This window comes from Xanthomonas vesicatoria ATCC 35937 (genome assembly GCF_001908725.1).
Lineage (GTDB): Bacteria > Pseudomonadota > Gammaproteobacteria > Xanthomonadales > Xanthomonadaceae > Xanthomonas > Xanthomonas vesicatoria.
Window position 1 is genome coordinate 4860987 of the sequence record NZ_CP018725.1, and the last position, 18182, is coordinate 4879168.

The 18182-nt window shown below is 64.8% G+C and carries 18 protein-coding genes, 1 other RNA gene and 1 pseudogene; 13 read left to right on the top strand and 7 right to left on the bottom strand.

Annotation, left to right across the window (positions count from 1 at the left end):
- Positions 1-36: 36 nt before the first annotated feature.
- The 3 genes and pseudogenes from pstS (BJD12_RS21225) to BJD12_RS21235 all read right to left on the bottom strand — a co-directional run bounded on the left by pstS (BJD12_RS21225) (position 37) and on the right by BJD12_RS21235 (position 3925).
- On the bottom strand, positions 37-1128 hold the full coding sequence (pstS, locus tag BJD12_RS21225) for a phosphate ABC transporter substrate-binding protein PstS (protein ID WP_005994737.1): 1092 nt from the start codon (positions 1126-1128) through the stop codon (positions 37-39).
- A gap of 333 nt (positions 1129-1461) precedes the next feature.
- A pseudogene (gene pstS, locus BJD12_RS21230) lies at positions 1462-2480 on the bottom strand (phosphate ABC transporter substrate-binding protein PstS).
- Between the two features lie 194 nt (positions 2481-2674).
- Entirely contained in the window at positions 2675-3925 is a 1251-nt protein-coding gene (locus BJD12_RS21235) for an OprO/OprP family phosphate-selective porin (protein WP_005994742.1), read from the bottom strand.
- A gap of 336 nt (positions 3926-4261) precedes the next feature.
- On the opposite strand from BJD12_RS21235, the gene BJD12_RS21240 reads away from it, so the two are divergent.
- From BJD12_RS21240 to BJD12_RS21250, 3 genes are all read left to right on the top strand, one after another.
- The gene (locus BJD12_RS21240; protein ID WP_039420819.1) at positions 4262-4582 is read left to right on the top strand and encodes a hypothetical protein; all 321 of its coding nucleotides are present in this window, start codon (positions 4262-4264) and stop codon (positions 4580-4582) included.
- Positions 4583-4697: 115 nt separating this feature from the next.
- Positions 4698-5378 (top strand): carbonic anhydrase, encoded by a 681-nt coding sequence (locus BJD12_RS21245; RefSeq protein ID WP_005996719.1) that lies wholly within the window; start codon positions 4698-4700, stop codon positions 5376-5378.
- A gap of 11 nt (positions 5379-5389) precedes the next feature.
- The gene (locus tag BJD12_RS21250) at positions 5390-6955 is read left to right on the top strand and encodes a SulP family inorganic anion transporter (RefSeq protein WP_005996717.1); all 1566 of its coding nucleotides are present in this window, start codon (positions 5390-5392) and stop codon (positions 6953-6955) included.
- Between the two features lie 200 nt (positions 6956-7155).
- Here the strand turns inward: BJD12_RS21250 and nth are convergent, their stop codons facing one another.
- From nth to BJD12_RS21265, 3 genes are read right to left on the bottom strand one after another with little or no spacing between them, the layout of a single operon-like run.
- The gene (nth, locus tag BJD12_RS21255) at positions 7156-7821 is read right to left on the bottom strand and encodes an endonuclease III (RefSeq protein WP_005996715.1); all 666 of its coding nucleotides are present in this window, start codon (positions 7819-7821) and stop codon (positions 7156-7158) included.
- 41 nt (positions 7822-7862) lie between these two features.
- Positions 7863-8234 carry a hypothetical protein gene (locus tag BJD12_RS21260; protein ID WP_005996713.1) on the bottom strand — a complete coding sequence of 124 codons (372 nt, stop codon included), beginning with the start codon at positions 8232-8234 and terminating at the stop codon, positions 7863-7865.
- Positions 8235-8242: 8 nt separating this feature from the next.
- Positions 8243-9025 carry an enoyl-CoA hydratase/isomerase family protein gene (locus tag BJD12_RS21265; RefSeq protein ID WP_005996711.1) on the bottom strand — a complete coding sequence of 261 codons (783 nt, stop codon included), beginning with the start codon at positions 9023-9025 and terminating at the stop codon, positions 8243-8245.
- Positions 9026-9189: 164 nt separating this feature from the next.
- Here BJD12_RS21265 and BJD12_RS21270 point away from each other — a divergent pair, with 164 nt between their 5' ends.
- From BJD12_RS21270 to BJD12_RS21285, 4 genes are all read left to right on the top strand, one after another.
- A complete protein-coding gene (locus BJD12_RS21270; RefSeq protein WP_005996709.1) occupies positions 9190-9888 on the top strand; it encodes an FKBP-type peptidyl-prolyl cis-trans isomerase N-terminal domain-containing protein in 699 nt (232 codons plus the stop codon).
- A gap of 116 nt (positions 9889-10004) precedes the next feature.
- Positions 10005-10802, top strand: a complete 798-nt coding sequence (locus tag BJD12_RS21275) for a CoA pyrophosphatase (RefSeq protein ID WP_005996707.1) — start codon at positions 10005-10007, stop codon at positions 10800-10802.
- Positions 10799-11671 carry a sulfurtransferase gene (locus BJD12_RS21280; protein ID WP_005996705.1) on the top strand — a complete coding sequence of 291 codons (873 nt, stop codon included), beginning with the start codon at positions 10799-10801 and terminating at the stop codon, positions 11669-11671. The genes BJD12_RS21275 and BJD12_RS21280 overlap by 4 nt, the downstream gene beginning before the upstream one ends.
- Positions 11672-11758: 87 nt before the next feature.
- Complete coding sequence (locus BJD12_RS21285) at positions 11759-12709, top strand: DUF1684 domain-containing protein (RefSeq protein ID WP_005996703.1); 951 nt, start codon at positions 11759-11761, stop codon at positions 12707-12709.
- A gap of 44 nt (positions 12710-12753) precedes the next feature.
- Here BJD12_RS21285 and BJD12_RS21290 read toward each other — a convergent pair whose 3' ends face one another.
- Entirely contained in the window at positions 12754-13329 is a 576-nt protein-coding gene (locus BJD12_RS21290; RefSeq protein ID WP_005996702.1) for an N-acetylmuramoyl-L-alanine amidase, read from the bottom strand.
- A 23-nt stretch (positions 13330-13352) separates the two neighbouring features.
- Between BJD12_RS21290 and BJD12_RS21295 the strand changes: the two genes are divergently transcribed.
- From BJD12_RS21295 to BJD12_RS21320, 6 genes are all read left to right on the top strand, one after another.
- Positions 13353-13844, top strand: a complete 492-nt coding sequence (locus BJD12_RS21295) for an MOSC domain-containing protein (protein ID WP_005996701.1) — start codon at positions 13353-13355, stop codon at positions 13842-13844.
- The gene (locus BJD12_RS21300) at positions 13841-14368 is read left to right on the top strand and encodes an alpha/beta fold hydrolase (protein ID WP_005996700.1); all 528 of its coding nucleotides are present in this window, start codon (positions 13841-13843) and stop codon (positions 14366-14368) included. Before BJD12_RS21295 ends, BJD12_RS21300 begins: the two co-directional genes overlap by 4 nt.
- A 44-nt stretch (positions 14369-14412) precedes the next feature.
- Positions 14413-14919 carry a GNAT family N-acetyltransferase gene (locus tag BJD12_RS21305; RefSeq protein ID WP_042828587.1) on the top strand — a complete coding sequence of 169 codons (507 nt, stop codon included), beginning with the start codon at positions 14413-14415 and terminating at the stop codon, positions 14917-14919.
- 169 nt (positions 14920-15088) lie between these two features.
- The gene (locus BJD12_RS21310; RefSeq protein ID WP_005996698.1) at positions 15089-16048 is read left to right on the top strand and encodes an SAM-dependent methyltransferase; all 960 of its coding nucleotides are present in this window, start codon (positions 15089-15091) and stop codon (positions 16046-16048) included.
- 180 nt (positions 16049-16228) lie between these two features.
- Positions 16229-16303: non-coding RNA, sX9 sRNA (locus tag BJD12_RS21315), on the top strand.
- 253 nt (positions 16304-16556) lie between these two features.
- A complete protein-coding gene (locus BJD12_RS21320) occupies positions 16557-18170 on the top strand; it encodes an ABC-F family ATP-binding cassette domain-containing protein (RefSeq protein ID WP_042828586.1) in 1614 nt (537 codons plus the stop codon).
- Positions 18171-18182 lie beyond the last annotated feature (12 nt).

Sequence of the window (18182 nt, forward strand, 5' to 3'; positions counted from 1 at the left end):
CGCCGCGCAGCCCGCCATGCAGGCGGGATGCAGGCATTACTTGAACTCGCTGCCCCAATAGGCTTCGATCTGCTTCACCAGCTCCGGCGGCAGCGGCACGTAATGCAGCTCGCTGGCCTGAGCCTGGCCGTTTTCCAGCGCCCACTTGAAGAAGTCCAGCGTCGCCTTGCTGCGCGCCGCATCCTTGGCCTGCTTGTGCATCAGCATGAAGTTGGTGGCCGTGATCGGCCAGGCCTTTTCGCCCGGCGCATTGGTGATCACCAGATTGAAGTCCCTGGCATTGGCCCAGTCGGCACTGGCGGCAGCGGCGGCAAAGCTGTCTGCATTCGGCTCGACCCACTGGCCTGCAGCGTTCTGCAGCGAGGTGTACGGCATCTTGTTCTGCAGCGCATAAGCCAGCTCGACGTAACCGATCGAACCCTTGATCTGCTGCACGTACGAGGCAACGCCTTCATTGCCCTTGCCGCCCACGCCGCCCGGCCACTGCACGGAGGTGCCTTCGCCGACCTTGCTCTTCCACTCCGGGCTGACCTTGGACAGGTAGTTGGAGAAGTTGAAGGTGGTGCCCGAACCGTCCGAGCGATGCACCAGGTTGATCTTGGTGGCCGGCAGGGTCACGCCGGGATTGGCCGCGACAATGGCCGCGTCGTTCCACATGGTGACCTTGCCCAGGAAGATGTCGCCCAGCAGCGCGCCGGTCAGACGCAGCTTGCCCGGTGCCATGCCTTCCAGATTGACCACCGGCACCACGCCGCCGATGGCGGACGGGAACTGGCCCAGGCCGGCCTGTTGCAGTTCGGCGCTATCGAGCGGCTTGTCGGTCGAGCCAAAATCCACCGTACCCGCCTTGATCTGCGCAATGCCGCCGCCCGAACCGATGGACTGGTAGTTCACCTTGTTGCCGGTAGCAGCGTTGTAGTCGGCCGACCACTTGGACACCAGCGGGTAGATGAAGGACGCGCCGGCGCCGGAGATTTCTGCGCCCTTGCTGTCGCTGGCGGCGGTACCTGCGGTCGGCGCACCTTTGGCGGCGTCGCCGGACTGCGCGTCCTTGCCGGGCGAGCACGCGGCCAGGGCAAGGGCGATGGTGAGGGACAGGGCGGTCAGGCTGGCCGACTGCAGTTTCATGGAAGCTCCGAGGCTGGATGGGCCGGTGTCCGGCAGACCACGCTATGAAATGATGTTTTTGTTACACCCGCATGACAGTGCCTTCCGGAGAGGCATCACAAAAAAAGACGCGAATCGCGGGGGATCGCACCCCCGGGATCCGCGTCCCGGTCCCGACGCCGGGGAGAGAGACGGCGTCGTTCCTGTCCTGCTGAGAGTGGCCAGTCAACGTGACACGGAGGTGTCAGCCTGGCTTGGTGGAAGCGCGCCGGAGTCGGTGCTCATGCGCAACCGCCGTCGTCACCTGCAGCGGCGCGCACCTGGTGATGCACGCCGCTGCGTCGCTGCACGCGTTTAGCGCGGCAGGTTCTTGGCCCAATACCCTTCGATCTGCGTCACCAGGCTGTCCGGCAGCGGCACGTAGTCCAGCGCCTTGGCCTGCGCGTCGCCCTTGCTGTAGACCCAGCGGAAGAATTCCAGGGTGTTCTTGAGGCCCGCGGCATTCTTCGGCTTCTTCTGCACCAGGATGAAGTTGGTGGCAGTGATCGGCCAGGCGTTGTCACCGGCGGCGTTGGTCATCACCAGGTAGAAGTCCTTGGTGTTGGCCCAGTCGGCACTGTTGGCCGCGGCGGCGAAGGTTTCATCGGACGGCTGCACAACCTTGCCGGCCGCATTTTTCATCGCGGTATAGGCCATCTTGTTCTGCAGTGCGTACGAGAGCTCGACGTAGCCGATGCCACCCTTGATCTGCTTCACATAGGCAGCCACACCCTCGTTGCCCTTGCCGCCGATGCCGGTCGGCCACTGCACGGCGGTGCCTTCGCCGACCTTGCTCTTCCAGTCCGGGTTGACCTTGGACAGGTAGTTGGTGAAGTTGAAGCTGGTGCCCGAACCATCGGAGCGGTGCACCACGGTGATCTTGCCGTCGGGGAGCTTCACACCCGGGTTGAGCGCGGCAATCGCCGGATCGTTCCAGGTGCTGACCTTGCCCAGGAAGATGTCGCCAGGGTCTTGCCATCGAGCTTGAGCGTGCCGGGGGCGATACCGGGCACGTTGACCACCGGCACCACGCCGCCGATGACCGACGGAAACTGCGCCAGGCCGGCAGCGGCCAGGTCTTCCGGCTTCAGCGGGGCATCGGAGGAGCCGAAGTCCACGCTGGCTGCCTTGATCTGGGCAATGCCGCCGCCGGAGCCGATCGATTGATAGTTGACCTGCTTCTTGGTGGCGGCGTTGTAGTCGGCCGACCACTTGGACATGACGGGGTAGATGAAGGACGCACCGGCGCCGGTGACATCGGCAGCCTGGGCGCACAACGCCAGCGAAGCGGCGAGCACGCCGACGGCCAGACGGGTCTTGAAGGAGTGGGTCACGGAACAGCTCCAGAAAAGGGTAGGGATCACGACGTCCCGCGGTGGCGCCATTGCAGGGCAAGGGCATGACCGTGAGGTGTCGAACAGATGACAGAACTAAGATGGGTATGCGAACGCATACCGGGGCAGCCGAGGCGAGTCCGACCACCGCCTACACTCAGGCGAGCGCACACGGTGGACAGGGACGCAGAGGCTTACCAATAGAACTGCGCACGCGCTTCGATGATCGACGGGTTGTCATCGACCAGACTGCGCGTGGCGCTGCTGTAACGGGTGCTTTCCACCTTTGCGTAGTCCAGCGCGAACTTGAAGTTGGAGCGCCAGTACCAGTTGGCGCCGATGGTCCACACGTTCATCTTGCCGCCCAGCACCCCATCCACGAACGGTGTATTGCCGTTGGCGATCAGGTGACCATCGTTGAGGTCCAGGGTGTCGTAGCGCACGGCCAGCTGCCACAGGCCCGACGCCGGTTCGTTCGGCAGCGGGGTGGTCGGCACGCCGGCCTTGTAGCCCCAGGTTTCGCCGCTGATGTTCCACACGCCGCTGACGTACCAGCCGTCGCTCTTGTAATCCTGCGCGTTGTTGCCGATGCGCTTGGCGTTCTCCTGGAAATATTCGCTCTGCAGCTTGAACGGCCCGGTCACCCACATCGCCTCGGCACCGGCCACACCCACGCGATCCACATTGGTGATGGCGCCGCTGTCGATCAGACGGATGGTGGTGAGGTCGGCGTCCGGACGTGCACGCAGGCGCAGGGTGTCGTCGTCGGTGTCGTAACCCAGGTAGCTCAGACCGAAGTGCAGCACATTGCCGCTCTCGTTGATCGGCGCCCAGGTGCCGCGCGCGCCGTAACCGCTGCCATGGGCCTGGTTACGGGTCAGTTCGCGGCCGAAGGCACTGGCAGTCACGCTCCAGTTGTTGTCGCCCATGCCGTACGCCACGCCCAACCGACGCGACATGCCGTAGGTATTGGTCACCGACGCCTTGGAGACGAAATCGTTGTTTTTGGTGCTGGACAGCTCTTCCAGACTATTGGGCTGCTTGAACTGACCGATCTGCAGGTAATTGTTGGCGTTGCCGCCGAACTTGTACTTGACGTTGTTGTCCAGAAAGCGACCGGTGCTGCGGATGGTGGTGCCACGGATGGTCACTTCCTTCAGCACGCTCGGATCGTACCCGGCCACCCACTCAACGTTGCCCGGGCCCTTGCCCTTGAGCACCAATTCGGCGCGACGGATGCTGAATTCTGAATTGTCGCCATTGGCGCCGATCGCGCCGTTGAGATCCTGCACATCGTTGTGGAACCAGTTGCCGTCGGCCTGGACCAGGCCTTCCAGCGAGACCTCCGAGCCGCCGATCACATCGATGGCGATTTCGGCATGCGCGGCGGGTGCGGCAAGTGCCAGCAACAGTGCCGAACCAAGCAGGGTGGGAGCGAGTTTCATAGATGCCTTGCGACCTGAGAAAGTGGGCGCAGGCTATGGCGTGAAAGTTGCGTTAATGTGACAAAACCACAGAAACGTAATAAATGATTTTTGCCATTGAAGACAAGAGTTTACGAGCGTTTGTACTGTGTCGCCGTGTGTCAATAACCTGAACGACTCGGCTATATGACAGTGCATCCCGCAATGCTGAATTGGGAGCCATTGAAAGCGTCTGCCGTGGCGACCTGAACCGCAGCCATTGGCGGGCATGTTTTATGTCAGCTTGTGCAATGCACCACTTGCGCATGCAGCTTCTAAATTGTTAGTTTCGAGGCCATGTTTCCTCGATTCCTCCAATTGCTCCTGGTCTGCCTGCTCGCGCTCACCGCGTGGTCGGCAGCCAGCGCACATACGCGCATCCATGATGCATTGATGAGCGACGGATTGGCGGTGATGGTGGATGCTGGCGAAGAACGCGATGCAGCAGAAGATCCGCAGGACGAAGGCGATACACAAAGCCAAGTCGATACACAGCCTGCAGACGATATCCCCTTGCTCTCCCAAGCATGGCCGATGCTGGCGCGGTATTCCCCCTCTTGGCACGCGCATCATGCGCCGGCAAATCAAAAACGCGACCTGATCCCGCAACTGCGTCCTCCAAACGCACTGCTTGGCTGATCCCCGCTGTCGCTGTACCCGGTGCGTTGCGCGCCGGATTTCCTATTGATTTGTTTGTCTTTGCAATTCGCGGTTTGCGCCGCGGATCGCTATCCGTTGCCTAGAGGAATCTCCCATGGAAAGTTTGCTAGAAGGTTTTCGCCATTTCCGTAAGGAAGTGTATCCGCGCCAGAGTGCGCGCTTTCAGGAACTGGCCGGCGGCCAGAGCCCGCATACGCTGTTCATCACCTGCGCCGACTCGCGCGTCATGCCAGAACTGATCTTTTCCGCGCAGCCCGGCGAATTGTTCGTTTACCGCAATATCGGCAATGTGGTGCCGCCGTACTCCCAGCATGTCAGCGGCGTGGTTGCGGCGATCGAGTACGCCATCGCAGTGCTGGGCGTGCGTCACATCGTGATCTGCGGCCACACCGACTGCGGCGCCATGAAAGCTGTGCTCAAGCCGGAGTCGCTGGAAGATGTGCCGTCCGTGGCGGCGTGGCTCAAGCACACCGATGCGGCGCGTCACGTCACCGCGCATCACGGCCACGATCCGGCGAGCCAGGACGCATTGAGCTGCATGACCGAAGAGAATGTGGTCTCGCAGCTCGATCACCTGCGCACCCAGCCGGTGGTTGCGGCCCGTCTGGCGGCAGGCACCTTGCGCATTCATGGCTGGATCTACGATATCGCCCACGGGGAGATCCGCGCCTTCGATGCCGAGAAGGGTGGCTTCCGCCCATTGCTGGCCGAAAGCACCCCCGAAGCCACTCCGCGTCCGCGACTGCAACAAGTCGTTCGCGCTGAACTCGCCTGAGGGAGTCGACGATGAACACATCAGGTGTCGGCGGATATTTCCGTCAGGGACTGTTTGGGCGTGATTTGTTGGCGTCTGTGGTGGTCTTTCTTGTCGCGCTGCCCTTGTGCATGGGTATTGCGATCGCTTCCGGCATGCCGCCGGCCACAGGTCTGATCACCGGCATCATCGGTGGGCTGGTCGTTGGCTTCCTGGCGGGCTCTCCCTTGCAGGTGAGCGGTCCGGCCGCCGGCCTGGCTGTGTTGGTGTTTGAACTGGTGCGTGAGCACGGCGCTGCCGCGCTGGGGCCGGTGATTCTGGTGGCCGGTGCGATTCAGCTGGTGGCCGGTCTGTGCCGGGCAGGTGTGTGGTTCCGCATGACATCGCCGGCCGTGGTGGCCGGCATGCTGTCGGGCATCGGCATCCTGATCGTCGCATCTCAGGCGCATGTACTGATGGACGCCGCACCCAAGGCGCGTGGTCTGGAGAACTTCGCTGCATTGCCTGCCGTGTTGTGGCAGGCGATCAGCGCAGGCACCGGTCGCACGGCGTTGTTCGTGGGTCTGGCAACGATCGGCATCATCCTGGCGTGGGACAAGCTGCGTCCGCAGCGTCTGCGCTTCTTGCCGGGTGCGTTGATCGCGGTGGTCGCGGTAACTGCGACGGCGCAGCTGCAGGGCCTGGACGTCAATCGTGTCGACGTTCCGAGCAACCTGTTTTCAGCGATCAGCATCCCCAGCATCTCTGACATCTTTGGTGTGTTCAACCACACCTTGCTGGTGTCGGCGGTGACCTTTGCCTTCATCGCCAGCGCCGAAACGCTCTTGTCGGCGGCCGCAGTGGACCGCATGCATCAGGGTGCACGGACGCAGTACGACCGTGAGCTGGCGGCGCAGGGCGTGGGCAATATGCTGTGCGGCTTCCTGGGCGCGCTGCCGATGACCGGCGTGATCGTCCGCAGTGCGGCCAATGTGCAGGCCGGTGCGGCGACGCGTGCGTCGACCATCCTGCACGGCAGTTGGTTGTTGGTGTTCGCAATGCTGTTGCCGTGGCTGTTGCGGATGACGCCAGTGGCGTGTCTGGCTGGCATCCTGGTGTATACCGGCGTGAAGATGATCAAGATCGGGCAGGTCAAGGAGTTGGCGACCTACGGTCGTGGAACGGCGGCGATCTACCTGGCCACGACCTTCGCGATCGTGGCAACCGACCTGCTGACCGGCGTGCTGATCGGCTTCGGCCTGTCGCTGTTCCGCCTGGCGTTGCATTCCTCGCGTCTGAAGGTCGAAGTGCGCGAGCACGCCGACAAGAAGGACGAGATGCATCTGACCCTGCAGGGTTCGGCAACGTTCCTGAAGGTGCCGGCAATGGCGCGGACGCTGGAAAGCGTGCCGCCGAACACCGCGCTGCATCTGGACGTGGCCAAACTGCATCACGTCGACCATGCCTGCATCGAGTTGCTGCGCGATTGGAGCCGGAATGCGGCCTCGCGCGGATGCGAGTTGGTCGTGGACTGGAAGGAGCTGGAGCGACGCGTCGAAGGCCGAGCGGCCAAGGAAAGCGTCTCGGTGCCGGCACCGGAACCGCGTAAGGCGGCGTAATACCTGTTGTTGTCCCGGCGTTCGCGCCGGGATCAGTCTGTCGTGACCGGATGATGCATGGCGCCGAAAGACGCATCATCCGGCCACGATTTTTTTTGGGCCGGGATTGGGCAATCGGCAATCGGCAAAACTTGCAGCCTTGCGTTTGCTGGGTGCGGATCAGAACTCGCCGCGGCACCGTGCTCCGATGCCATGCTGCATCACCCCTTGGTTCTTGTTGGCCGCTCTGGGGGCGGCTGGGTCTTGTCGCGGTATCGGCACAGGTCATGGATCACGCAGCCCGGGCAATCGGGTTTGCGTGCCTTGCACACGTAGCGGCCATGCAGGATCAGCCAGTGGTGCGCGTCGTTCAAGAATTCTGTGGGGATGACCTTGACCAGCTTGTCTTCGACCGCGCGCACGTCCTTGCCCGGTGCAAGGCCAGTGCGGTTGGCGACGCGAAAGATGTGCGTGTCCACGGCCATCGTCGGTTCGCCGAATGCGGTGTTGAGCACCACGTTGGCGGTCTTGCGGCCGACGCCGGGTAGGGCTTCCAGTGCCGCGCGATCGTGCGGTACTTCGCCGCCGTATTGCTCAAGCAGGATGCGGCAGGTGGCGATGACGTTCTTGGCCTTGGCATTGAACAGCCCGATGGTGGCGATGTAGCGCTTCAGCCCTTCTTCGCCGAGATCGAGAATGTCGCGCGGCGTATTGGCGACCGGATACAGCTTGCGGGTAGCCTTGTTGACGCCGACATCGGTGGCCTGCGCCGACAGCAGCACCGCGATCAACAATTCGAACGGGGTGGTGTATTCCAGTTCGGTGGTCGGGTGGGGGTTCAGTTCGCGCAGACGCTCGAACATTTCCTGTATTTCAGGCTTGCGCATGGTGCTGCCGCGGCGTGCCGGCGGTGCAGGGCGTGCAGCGTTCAAGGCTGTGTCCCTCCCGCTGCCTTGGCTTTGGCACGCGCCAGGATCGCCGCGGCCAAGGGCGGCAACGCAGCCACTGCCGGCTGGCTGGGCACCGGTGCGGGTGCGCGCCGTGCGTCGCGCTCGGCGGCGCGGCGTTGCAGCCGCGCGGCACGTGCGCGATAGCGTTCGCGTGCGGCCCACGCAACGTGCAGGCGCTGTTGCGCAGCGAGCAGGGCTGCAACGACCGGTGCATCTGCTGCATCGAGGTGCGGGTCAGGCTGGTAGTCCATCAGGCCGAGCTGCAGTGCGCGATCGAGATCGTCCGCTTGCACGCAGTCGAACAGGTGCATGACCAGTGCGCGCGGTGCCGGGATGGGGTCGTGCGGCATCAGGGTGCTCAGCGGTTGCGGAACTGTGCGGGACGCTTATCGAGGAACGCGCGGGTGCCTTCGCGCATGTCGTCGCTGGCGAATAACAGGGCAAATTGCGCGGTTTCCAGCTGCAGTCCCTCTTCGATCCCGCATTCGCCGCCGAACACGACCGCGTCCAGAATGCCGCGTAATGCCAGCGGCGCGGCGTTGGCCAGGCGCTCGGCCAAGGCCTGGGTTTCCTCCTGCAAGGCATCCGGCTCGACCACACGATTGACCAAGCCCAGTTGCATAGCGCGCGCTGCATCGATCGGCATGCCGAGCAGGCACAACTCCAGTGCTGCGGCACGTCCGGTCAAGCGCAGCAGGCGCTGGGTGCCGCCGAAGCCGGGAATCAGACCGAGGTTGATTTCCGGCTGCCCCAGACGTGCGGTGGATGCGGCGATGCGCAGATGGCAGGCCATTGCCAGCTCCAGCCCGCCACCGAGCGCGAATCCGTTGACCATGGCGAGCACGGGTTTGGGCATGCGCTCGATCCGGCGCATCAACCGCTGCCCGACCAGCGAGAATTCGCGGCCATCCATCGCCGACAGATCGCTCATTTCCGCGATGTCCGCACCGGCCACGAACGCTTTGGGCCCGGCGCCGGTGAGGATCACCACGCGTACATCGTCGGCGTTCGCCGCGTCTAAGAACGCCTGATCCAACGCAAGCATGGTATTGCGGTTCAATGCGTTCAGTTTGTCCGGCCGATTGACCGTAATGGTCCGGACACTGGCGTGATCGGCGATCAGAATGGCGTCATTGGACATGGCAAACCCCTGCGAACGTAAAAAAAAAGTAAATACGGAACTTCCGAAAGCCTTGCTGGTCCTAGCTTTCGTGATAAGTAGCGGTTCGGTATCGCGGCCGCTATCCTAGCGCGTCATCTCAGGCGGCAGACCCGTCCTGTGCCACCACCCTGGAGAATTGTTTGATGAAGTTGCGTTCTATCGCGGTCGCTGTGGCGGCCCTGGCCCTGACGGGCAATGCACTGGCCCAGGACACGACGTCCGAAAAGGGCAAGTTGAGCTATTACTTCGGTTACGACTACGGCAATAACCTTGCCGAGCTCACCGGTCGCGGCGAGCAGCTCGACATCAACGCGGTGGTAAAGGGTCTGCAGGACGCCTATGCCAAGAAGCAGCCGGCGATCACCGCCGACCAGCTCAAGCCTGCGGTCGAAGCGTTCCAGAAGCGTGAGCAGGGCCGCGCCCAGCAGGCCAAGGCCGAGTACGACAAGGCCGCTGCTGCCAACAAGACCAAGAGCGAAGCGTTCCTGGCCAAGAACAAGAGCACCGCAGGCGTGCAGACCTTGCCGAGCGGCGTGCAGTACCGCGTGATCGAAGCAGGCAAGGGCGCCAAGCCGACCCAGGCGAGCACCGTGCAGCTGGAAGTGGCCGGTCCGTTCCCCTTCGGCGACCGCGAGAAGGCGCGTCCGGCGCAGCAGATCCCGGCCATCAAGGTCAGCGAGGTCGAAATGAAGGCCATGCGCGAGACCCTGCTGCAGATGCCGGCCGGCTCCAAGTGGGAAGTGACGTTGCCGTCGGATCAGGCCTATGGCGCCGACCCGCGTACGCCGTTCCCGCCGAACGTGGCCGTGCAGTTCGAGATCAAGCTGGTCAGCGTCAAGTAATTGCGTTTGCTGTTGCACTGACAACGCCGGCCACCAGGCCGGCGTTGTCGTTTTGGCGTCGCCAACCTGCTGAAGAGATCGATGAAATACCCACGCCGCATCTGCGGAAACGAGCGATGAGCGACACCGATTCCGATGACGGTGACCTGCCCAGCCCGTGTATCGGTGTATGTTCGTTGGACGCGCAGTCGCACTGTGTCGGCTGCTTTCGCAGCCTGGATGAAATTGCACGCTGGATGAGCATGAGTGACGCCGAACGCCAGGAGTTGTTGCACGCCGTGTTGCCTGCACGTGGGCTAGTGGCGGCACTGCCCGAGTACGCGCAGTTGCGCCGGGCGCTGTATCCGCTGGACACCGCACCCCAGGGTCCAGGCTGGAACCATGCCGAACTGATCGACCTGACCGAAGATGGCGCTTCCGCCGAAGCGGCGGTGCTGTGCGGTCTGGTGCCGCGCGAGCAGGGCACGATGGTGCTGCTGACCCGGCGCACCGACAGCTTGCGCCATCATGCCGGGCAAGTCAGTTTCCCCGGCGGGCGGATGGAGCCTTCCGATGCGGATGCGGCAGCGGCGGCACTGCGCGAGAGCTGCGAGGAGATCGCGTTGGGTCCGCAGCAGGTGCATGCGCTGGGGTATCTGGATCCATTCCTGACCGTGAGCGGATTCCGGGTAACGCCGGTGGTAGCGGTGATCGACCCGGCGTTCGTGGCCGTACCGCAACCGGAGGAAGTGGCCGAAATCTTCGAAGTACCGCTGACCTATTTGATGGACCCGGACAATTTGCGCAGCGTGGAGCTGGAGTTCCGAGGCCGCCCGCGTCGCGTGCTTGAGTACGCCTGGCCCGGACAACGCATCTGGGGCGCTACCGCGGCCATCCTTCTCAATCTTCGTCGTCGCCTGGAGCAGGTTGCATGAGTGCCGATCCGAACTGGACCACGCTGGTCGATAGCGCCGCCCTGGCAGCGGCATTGCCGCATCCACAATTGCGGCTGCTGGATGCGCGCGCTGCGCCGCCGACTGCCCCCGACCCACAGGCCGCGCGCAAGGCGTATGTGCAAGGGCACCTGCCCGGCGCGCACTACGTCGATCTCGATCATGACCTGGCCGACCTGTCGCGTGCCGACCAAGGACGGCATCCATTGCCGCCCAGCGCCGACTTCGCCAGGCGCCTGGGCGCCTGGGGCATCGATCCGCAGAGCCAGGTGGTGGTCTACGACACGGGCGACGGCAGCATGGCCGCCGCACGCGCGTGGTGGATGCTGCGGCTGATGGGGCATCGCCGCGTGGCGGTGCTCGATGGCGGGCTGGCCGCGTGGCGCGCCGCTGGCTTTGCCGACACCACCGAGCTGCCGGCAGGGCACGACAGCGCTGCATATCCCGGCAGTTTCGACGCCGATGCCGTCGTGGACGCCGAACAGATCCTGGCGCGGCTGGGCCAGGCGCCGGGCTGGCTGCTGGATGCGCGCGCAGGCGAGCGGTTTCGCGGTGAGGTGGAACCGATCGACCCGGTTGCCGGGCATGTGCCGGGTGCGCTGAGTCGTCCGCTGGGTCTGAGCATCCGCGATGGCCGCTTCAAGCCTGCCGATGAACTGCGTGCCGAGCTGTCTGCACTGCTCGGCGCGTACCGGCCCGAGCAGGCCGTGGTGATGTGCGGATCGGGCGTGACCGCCTGTCATCTGTTGTTGGCGCTGGAAGCGGCTGGCTTGTCCGGCGCGCGCGTCTATGCCGGGTCCTGGAGTGGCTGGTTGCAGGATCCGGCGCGCCCGGTCGCGACCGCTTCCTGATCAGGCACAATACGCGCAGGAATGGTGGTCTGTGGGGACGCAGGCTCGCTGCGCGGAGCGCAGTTTCTTGCAGTGGCGGGTGGATGCATGCGGTTGCAGTTGCAGAAGGGCGCCTTGTGCGTCGCAGTGATGGCGATGGCGGCGTGTTCGGCAAGCTCGGGCGACGCTGGCGATGTGCGTGTCTCCAAGCGGTCGACGACCGATCAGCCTCAGGTGTATCGGCTCGCATTGGAACGCGCGCGCGCGCAGCGATTGGCGCAGGTGCGTGCGCCCGACGGCTGGCTGAGCTATACCGGCTCCGGCCGCCTGCGTGCAGGTCAGTACCGGGTGGGAAGCGATCCGCACAACGATCTCGTCTTGCCGGCCGGCCCTGGACAGCTGGGCCAGCTCAGCCTGGATGTGCGGGGCCATGTGCGCTTCAAGGCGGCCGCCGGTGCGGCCGTCAGGTTGAACGGACAGCCCGTGGATGAGGTCAGCCTGGAGCCGGAACGCGCGGACCAGCGTGGCGACCGGCTCGATGTGGGCAACCGGCAGTTCTATCTGGTGCAAACCGGCACATTGTTTGGCTGGCGTTTTCGCGACCCGGTGGCGCCGGCGTTGATCGCATTTCAGGGCTTTGAATATTTCCCGATCGACCCGCAGTGGCGGGTTGATGCGCGCTGGCACCCCTATGCCGCGCCGCGGTCGGTGACCTTGCTGACATCCATCGGCACGCCGCTGACGGCCGAAGTTCCCGGCGAGGCGGTGTTTACCCGGGATGGTCACGAATACCATCTGCAGCCAATTGCGCAGCATGACGGAAGCGGCCTGTTTTTTCTGTTTACCGATCGCACCAGTGGCAAGGAAAGTTATGGCGGCGCGCGCTACCTGTTCACCGCGATGCCGCGCGATGGTCATGTGCTGCTCGATTTCAATCTCGCCGAAAACCCGCCCTGCGCGTTCACCCCGCACGTGGTCTGCCCGATCGCGCCGCCGGAAAACCGGCTGGCGGTGGCGGTAAATGCGGGCGAAAAGACCTATCGCGCAGTCGATCCATGATCGCTCTGGTCGTGCGTGCGTTGCCTAGCGCGTGACCGGCGCACTCAACGCAATGCGTGCGCCCAGCCGACCGCCGCTTCGATACGGGGCCATGGGAACAACGGGCCTGGATCGAGCTTGCGCTGGATCTTGTGTGCGGGATCGTCGCTGGCCGCTTCCTGGGTGGTGTCCAGTTCCTGGTGGCCGGCGATGCGGCGCACCGATGGCAGCTGCTGCTGCAGCCACTGAAGCAAGGTGACCAAGGCGGCGATCTGCACGTCCGGATACGCCTCGTGCATCACCTGATGGCGCGAGTCGAGCCAATGCGGATAGCGCCCACTGTTGACCAGCTCGATGCCCAGGGTATGCGGATTGTGGCCGCGCACGTGATGCGCCACGCGCTCCAGCGCCACGTACTGCTGAATGCTGCCGTTGCGATCGATGTAGTAATGCCCGCTGTTGCCGGTGCCGCTGTCGTAGAGCACGCGCTCGCCGTAATCGCGCGCCATCGCCATGTCCGGCAGTTCGGTGCAATGGATGACCACCATGTCGATCTGCTCGCGCCGGCGTCGCGCCAGTCGCGATTCGTAAGGCAATGGCGCGTAGGTGATCGGCGGCGACGGCAGGACGGCATCGGACATGAAGCGAATGCTAGCATTGCCCGATGGCTTTGAATCCCGACAGCCCGCTGGGCAAATTGATGGCGACGCTACCGCAGACCGGTCTGGTGACCTGGATCGGCGTGCGTCCTGCGCGTGACGTGGAGATGCTGGAGGTGGACGCCGCGCAGGCCACCACCGGCATCGGCCTTGTAGGCGATCGTTACAAGGGCGGCAGCGGCAAGCGTGGGATCACCTTGATCCAGGCCGAGCATCTGCCGGTGATCGCAGCGCTGGCCGGGCATGCGACGATCGCGCCGGCCACGTTGCGACGGAATCTGGTGGTGTCGGGCATTCCGCTGATCGCGTTGAAAGGGCGGCGCTTTTGCATCGGCGATGTCGAGCTGGAAGGCACCGATCCGTGCGACCCGTGTTCGCGGATGGAAGACGCGCTTGGCGCCGGCGGGTACAACGCGATGCGTGGACATGGCGGCTTGTGCGCGCGTGTCCTGCGCGGGGGTGTGCTGCGTGTTGGCGATATGGTGAAGGCGCTATGAGCCGCGGCCATTGCATTCTGGCGCACGGGTTCGAGAGCGGCCCGGCGGCACGCAAGGTGAGCGCATTGGCCGAGGTTGCCGCGCGCCTGGGCTGGACTCACGACCGCCCGGACTTCACCGATCTGGATGCGCAACGCGACGTCAGCCCACTCGGTGACGTGCGTGGACGCCTGCAGCGCTTGCTGCAGATTGCACGCGATGCGGCAGACAAGGGGCCACTGGTGCTGGTGGGATCCAGCCTTGGCGCGTATATCGCCGCGCAGGTGTCGCTGCAGGTGCCGACACGCGGGCTGTTTCTGATGGTACCGCCAACCTCGATGGGCCCGTTGCCGGCGCTGGATGCTGCGCCGGTGCCGATCTCGGTGGTACATGCGTGGCGCGATGCATTGATTCCTGCCGCAGACGTCATCGCCTGGGCACAGGCGCGTCGTGCGCGGCTGTTGCTGGTCGACGATGAGCACGATCTTGCCGCGCATGTGGACACGGCAGCGGGCGCGTTCGCCGAGCTGTTGCAGAGCCTGTGATGCACGAGGCCGACGACATGCCGCCCGCGCAGCCCGAGCCGCCGATGGCGGTGCTGATCCGCGAGGCCAGCGACGGCGACGCGGCAGCCATCGAGATATTGACCATGGTGGCATTCATGCGCGCCGAGCACAGCCGCCATGATGAGCAGCACGTGATCGCTGCGCTGCGGGGCGATGATGTGCTGGCACTGTCATTGGTCGCCGATCACGATGGGTATGTGGTCGGCCATCTGGCAGTGTCGCCGGTGAGCTTGTCCGACGGTTCGTCCGGCTGGTTCGCGCTGGGGCCGCTGGCGGTGGGCCCGGGCCACCAACGCCAGGGCCTGGGCACCCGTCTGGTGCACGCAGCCCTGGCCACCTTGCGCGAACGCGGCGCGGCGGGATGCGTTGCGTTCGGCGAACCGGGGTTTTTCCGCCGGTTCGGGTTTGCCGTCGAGCCGGGCCTGAGCGTGCCCGATGCACCCGTATCGGAATTGCAGGCGCTGGCATTCGGCGACCGACTGTTGCCGCTGGCCGACGTGGCCTATCACCCCGCATTCGGTCTGGGCTGAGTCGCGTGCTGCGCTGTACTGCACACGCATGACCGGATGCCGTCGCGATCCTGCGCGCACGCGACGCCCGTTCGCTCACCGGGACTCTGCATCGCGCTTCCGGCCGTAGTGCACCGCCAGGTTCGTCACCATGCTCGGCACCCGCGATCAACGCGTGCCGAGGTGAACGATGCAACGCGACGAGCCCTCCATGCCGCCCACCGCGCCGCATGCGCGCCTGATCTCGCACGCCGGCGATACCTTGCACGACGATGCGACACTGCTTGCGTCGATCAGGTCGCGACTGCAGCAGGACAGCGGCCGTTCTGCTGCCGAAGTGGAGCGTCTGTTGCAACTGGTCGATGCGTTGTGGGCGATGGAACTGGGGCGGTTCCTGCTTCGCAATCGCGGGCTCAATGCGGAGTGGACGCATCGGTTGGTCACCTATGAGGCGGGAACCCTGCCGCAGGACGCCACGCCGGCATTGGAGTACGAAATCTTCGAGAAGACGCCGGCCGTGCTTGCAACCCGCGAGCGGTTCGGCATCTTCCGCGCGCAATTGCAGGCTTTGTTGCGACCCGGCATGACGATCGCGTCGGTGCCGTGTGGGTGGATGGGCGATGTGTTGAGCCTGGACTATCGGCAGTGTGCGGATGTGCGCTTGATCGGCATCGATCTGGACCCGCAGGCGTTGGACGGTGCGCTGGAACTGGCACGTCGCTACGGGCTGGAGCAGCAGCTGTCGCTGCGCCTGGAAGATGCCTGGGCGCGGGGCGACGCGGACAGTGTGGACGTGGTGACCAGCAACGGCCTCAATCTGTACGAGCCCGACGATGCGCGCGTGGTCGCGCTCTATCGCGCGTTCCTCAACAGGCTGCGGCCGGGCGGTACGCTGGTGGCGAGTTTCCTGACGCCTCCTCCCAGTCTGTGTGCGGAATCTCCCTGGAAACTGGCGCTGTTGGACCGGGAATCGCTGGTGCTGCAGAGCCAGGTCTTCATCGATATCGTCCAGGCGCGCTGGGCATCGTTTCGCACCCACGCGCAGACGCGCACGCAACTGGAAAGTGCCGGCTTTGCGCGGGTGCGCTTCATCGACGATCGCGCCAGCATTTTTCCCACCGTCATTGCGCAAAAGCCGATGGGTGCCTGACGGCGAAGCGATCAGGCACCGCGCATCTTGCGGTCTGAGTGTCGCTGCGGTGCCGGCGAGTATCCGATGCGTCGGCGCGGTCTTGCGCATATCAATAAGAGCGGACGCGCGTCGGCTACGAGCAGCGAACAAACCGACTGTGCTCACTGTCAGGCACGTGCTGCCGATGCTCGGCGTGGCATGTGCCACTCGCACGCTCCGGGCCTGAGCGCCGTCCACCTTTACCTGACGACTTCTCGCTATGTCTTGCTAGCCTTTCTATCGAGCAGGCGCACTAAAGCTTGCAGACGTGCAGGTTCCTGCCGATATCCCGCTGTAGTTGAGCGGACTGTTCGGCGCCGTGATGTCCGGGGGTTTCGCCGTAGCCGTGGGCGGGCATACACTTGTGCCGCACCTACTCGTCGAGGATTGGTCCAATGCGCCATTGATGCCGCCGTCGTGATGACGGCCATACCCGTTGCCGTTCCGTCTGGAACGCGACGTGTCCTGGCATGCAATGGAGACACTGATGACCTGTCCGTCGTTGACGCTGGAAAGCGTCGCGTTCGTGCTGCCCGATGGCAGTACGCTGTTTTCCGATCTGACCCTGCACATCGATCAGCGCCACACGGGACTGGTCGGTCGCAATGGTGTGGGCAAGAGTGTGCTCGGGCGTCTGCTGGCCGGCCAGCTGGCACCCAGCAGCGGCCGCTGCGTGCGCCATGGCAGCGTGCATTACCTGCCGCAGCGCGTGAGCGCGACGCCGGGGCAGCGCATCGCCGATCTGGCATGTGTGGCTCCGCTGCTGGATGCATTGGAGCGAATCGCCTGCGGGAGCGTGGCGCCTGCCGATTTCGAGCGGGTGGGCGAACGCTGGAATGCCCACGCCGAGTTCGCTGCAGCGCTCGAACAGCAAGGGCTCGCTGGCCGCGATCCGCAGGCGCCTGCCGCGCATTTGAGTGGGGGCGAAGCCATGCGGGTGGCGCTTGCCGGTGCCTGGCTGATGCAACCTGACATGCTGATCCTGGATGAGCCCAGCAACCATCTGGACGGCCCACAGCGACAGCGGCTGATGGCGCAGTTGCAGGCGTGGAATGGCGGATTGCTGATCATCAGTCATGACCGTCTGCTGCTGGACGGCATGCAGCGCATCCTGGCGCTGTCCGCGCACGGGGTGCGCAGCTATGGCGGCAACTACACCCACTACACGCGGCAGCACGCAGGCGAGCAGCAGGCGGCCTGCGCGCTGCTTGCACAGCGCAAACAGGCACGCGCACGCGGGCAACAGGCATTGCGCGAGCAGCACATGCGCCAGCAACAGCGCCAGGCGCGGGGTGCACGGGCGGCGGCGCAGGCCAATCAGGCGCCCATCCTGCTCGGCGGCCAGCGGCAGCGCAGCGAGGTTAGTGCCGGCCAGCTGCAGCAGCACCGTCAGGCCGAGCAGGCACGCTTGTCGGAGGCGGTGACGCAGGCGGCAGCACGGCTTGAGACCGCAGACGCCATCGCACTGCTGGCACCGGCAAGGGCTGCAGGCGCGTCGCAACGCTTGGCGACCCTGCGGCAGGTGGAGTTGGCCGATGGGCGGCTGGGTGGGCGACGCGTGGACCTGCTGCTGCACGGCCAGCCCCGCATCGGGCTGGTCGGCCCGAACGGCAGCGGTAAATCCTCGCTGCTGCAGCTGTTGGGCGGGCGCCTGGCGGCGCAGGCGGGCCAGTGCGAGGTGCATGTGCCGGTGGCTTATCTGGATCAGGACCTGGCCATGCTCGACCCGGCCCGCTCGGCCGCCGCGCAGCTGTGCGATGCCGATCCTGCCGCAGCCGAGCACGCCCAGCGGCTGCGCCTGGCGTTGCTTGGGCTGGACCGGCAGCGTGCCTACCTGCCCACCGGCCAGCTCAGCGGCGGCCAGCGGCTCAAGGCGGCGCTGGCCTGCGCGCTGTATCGGGCCCAGCCGGCGCAGTTGCTGTTACTGGACGAGCCCACCAATCAGCTGGATTTGGCCTCGATCGAAGCGCTCGAGACACTGCTGCGCAGCTTTACCGGCGCACTGCTGGTGGCCTCGCACGATGCCATCTTCCTCGACCGGTTGGGCCTGCAGCAGCGGCTGGACACCGGGCAGGCGCAGTGGCGGCTGGCGCCGTGGTGAACCGCGCGGCGG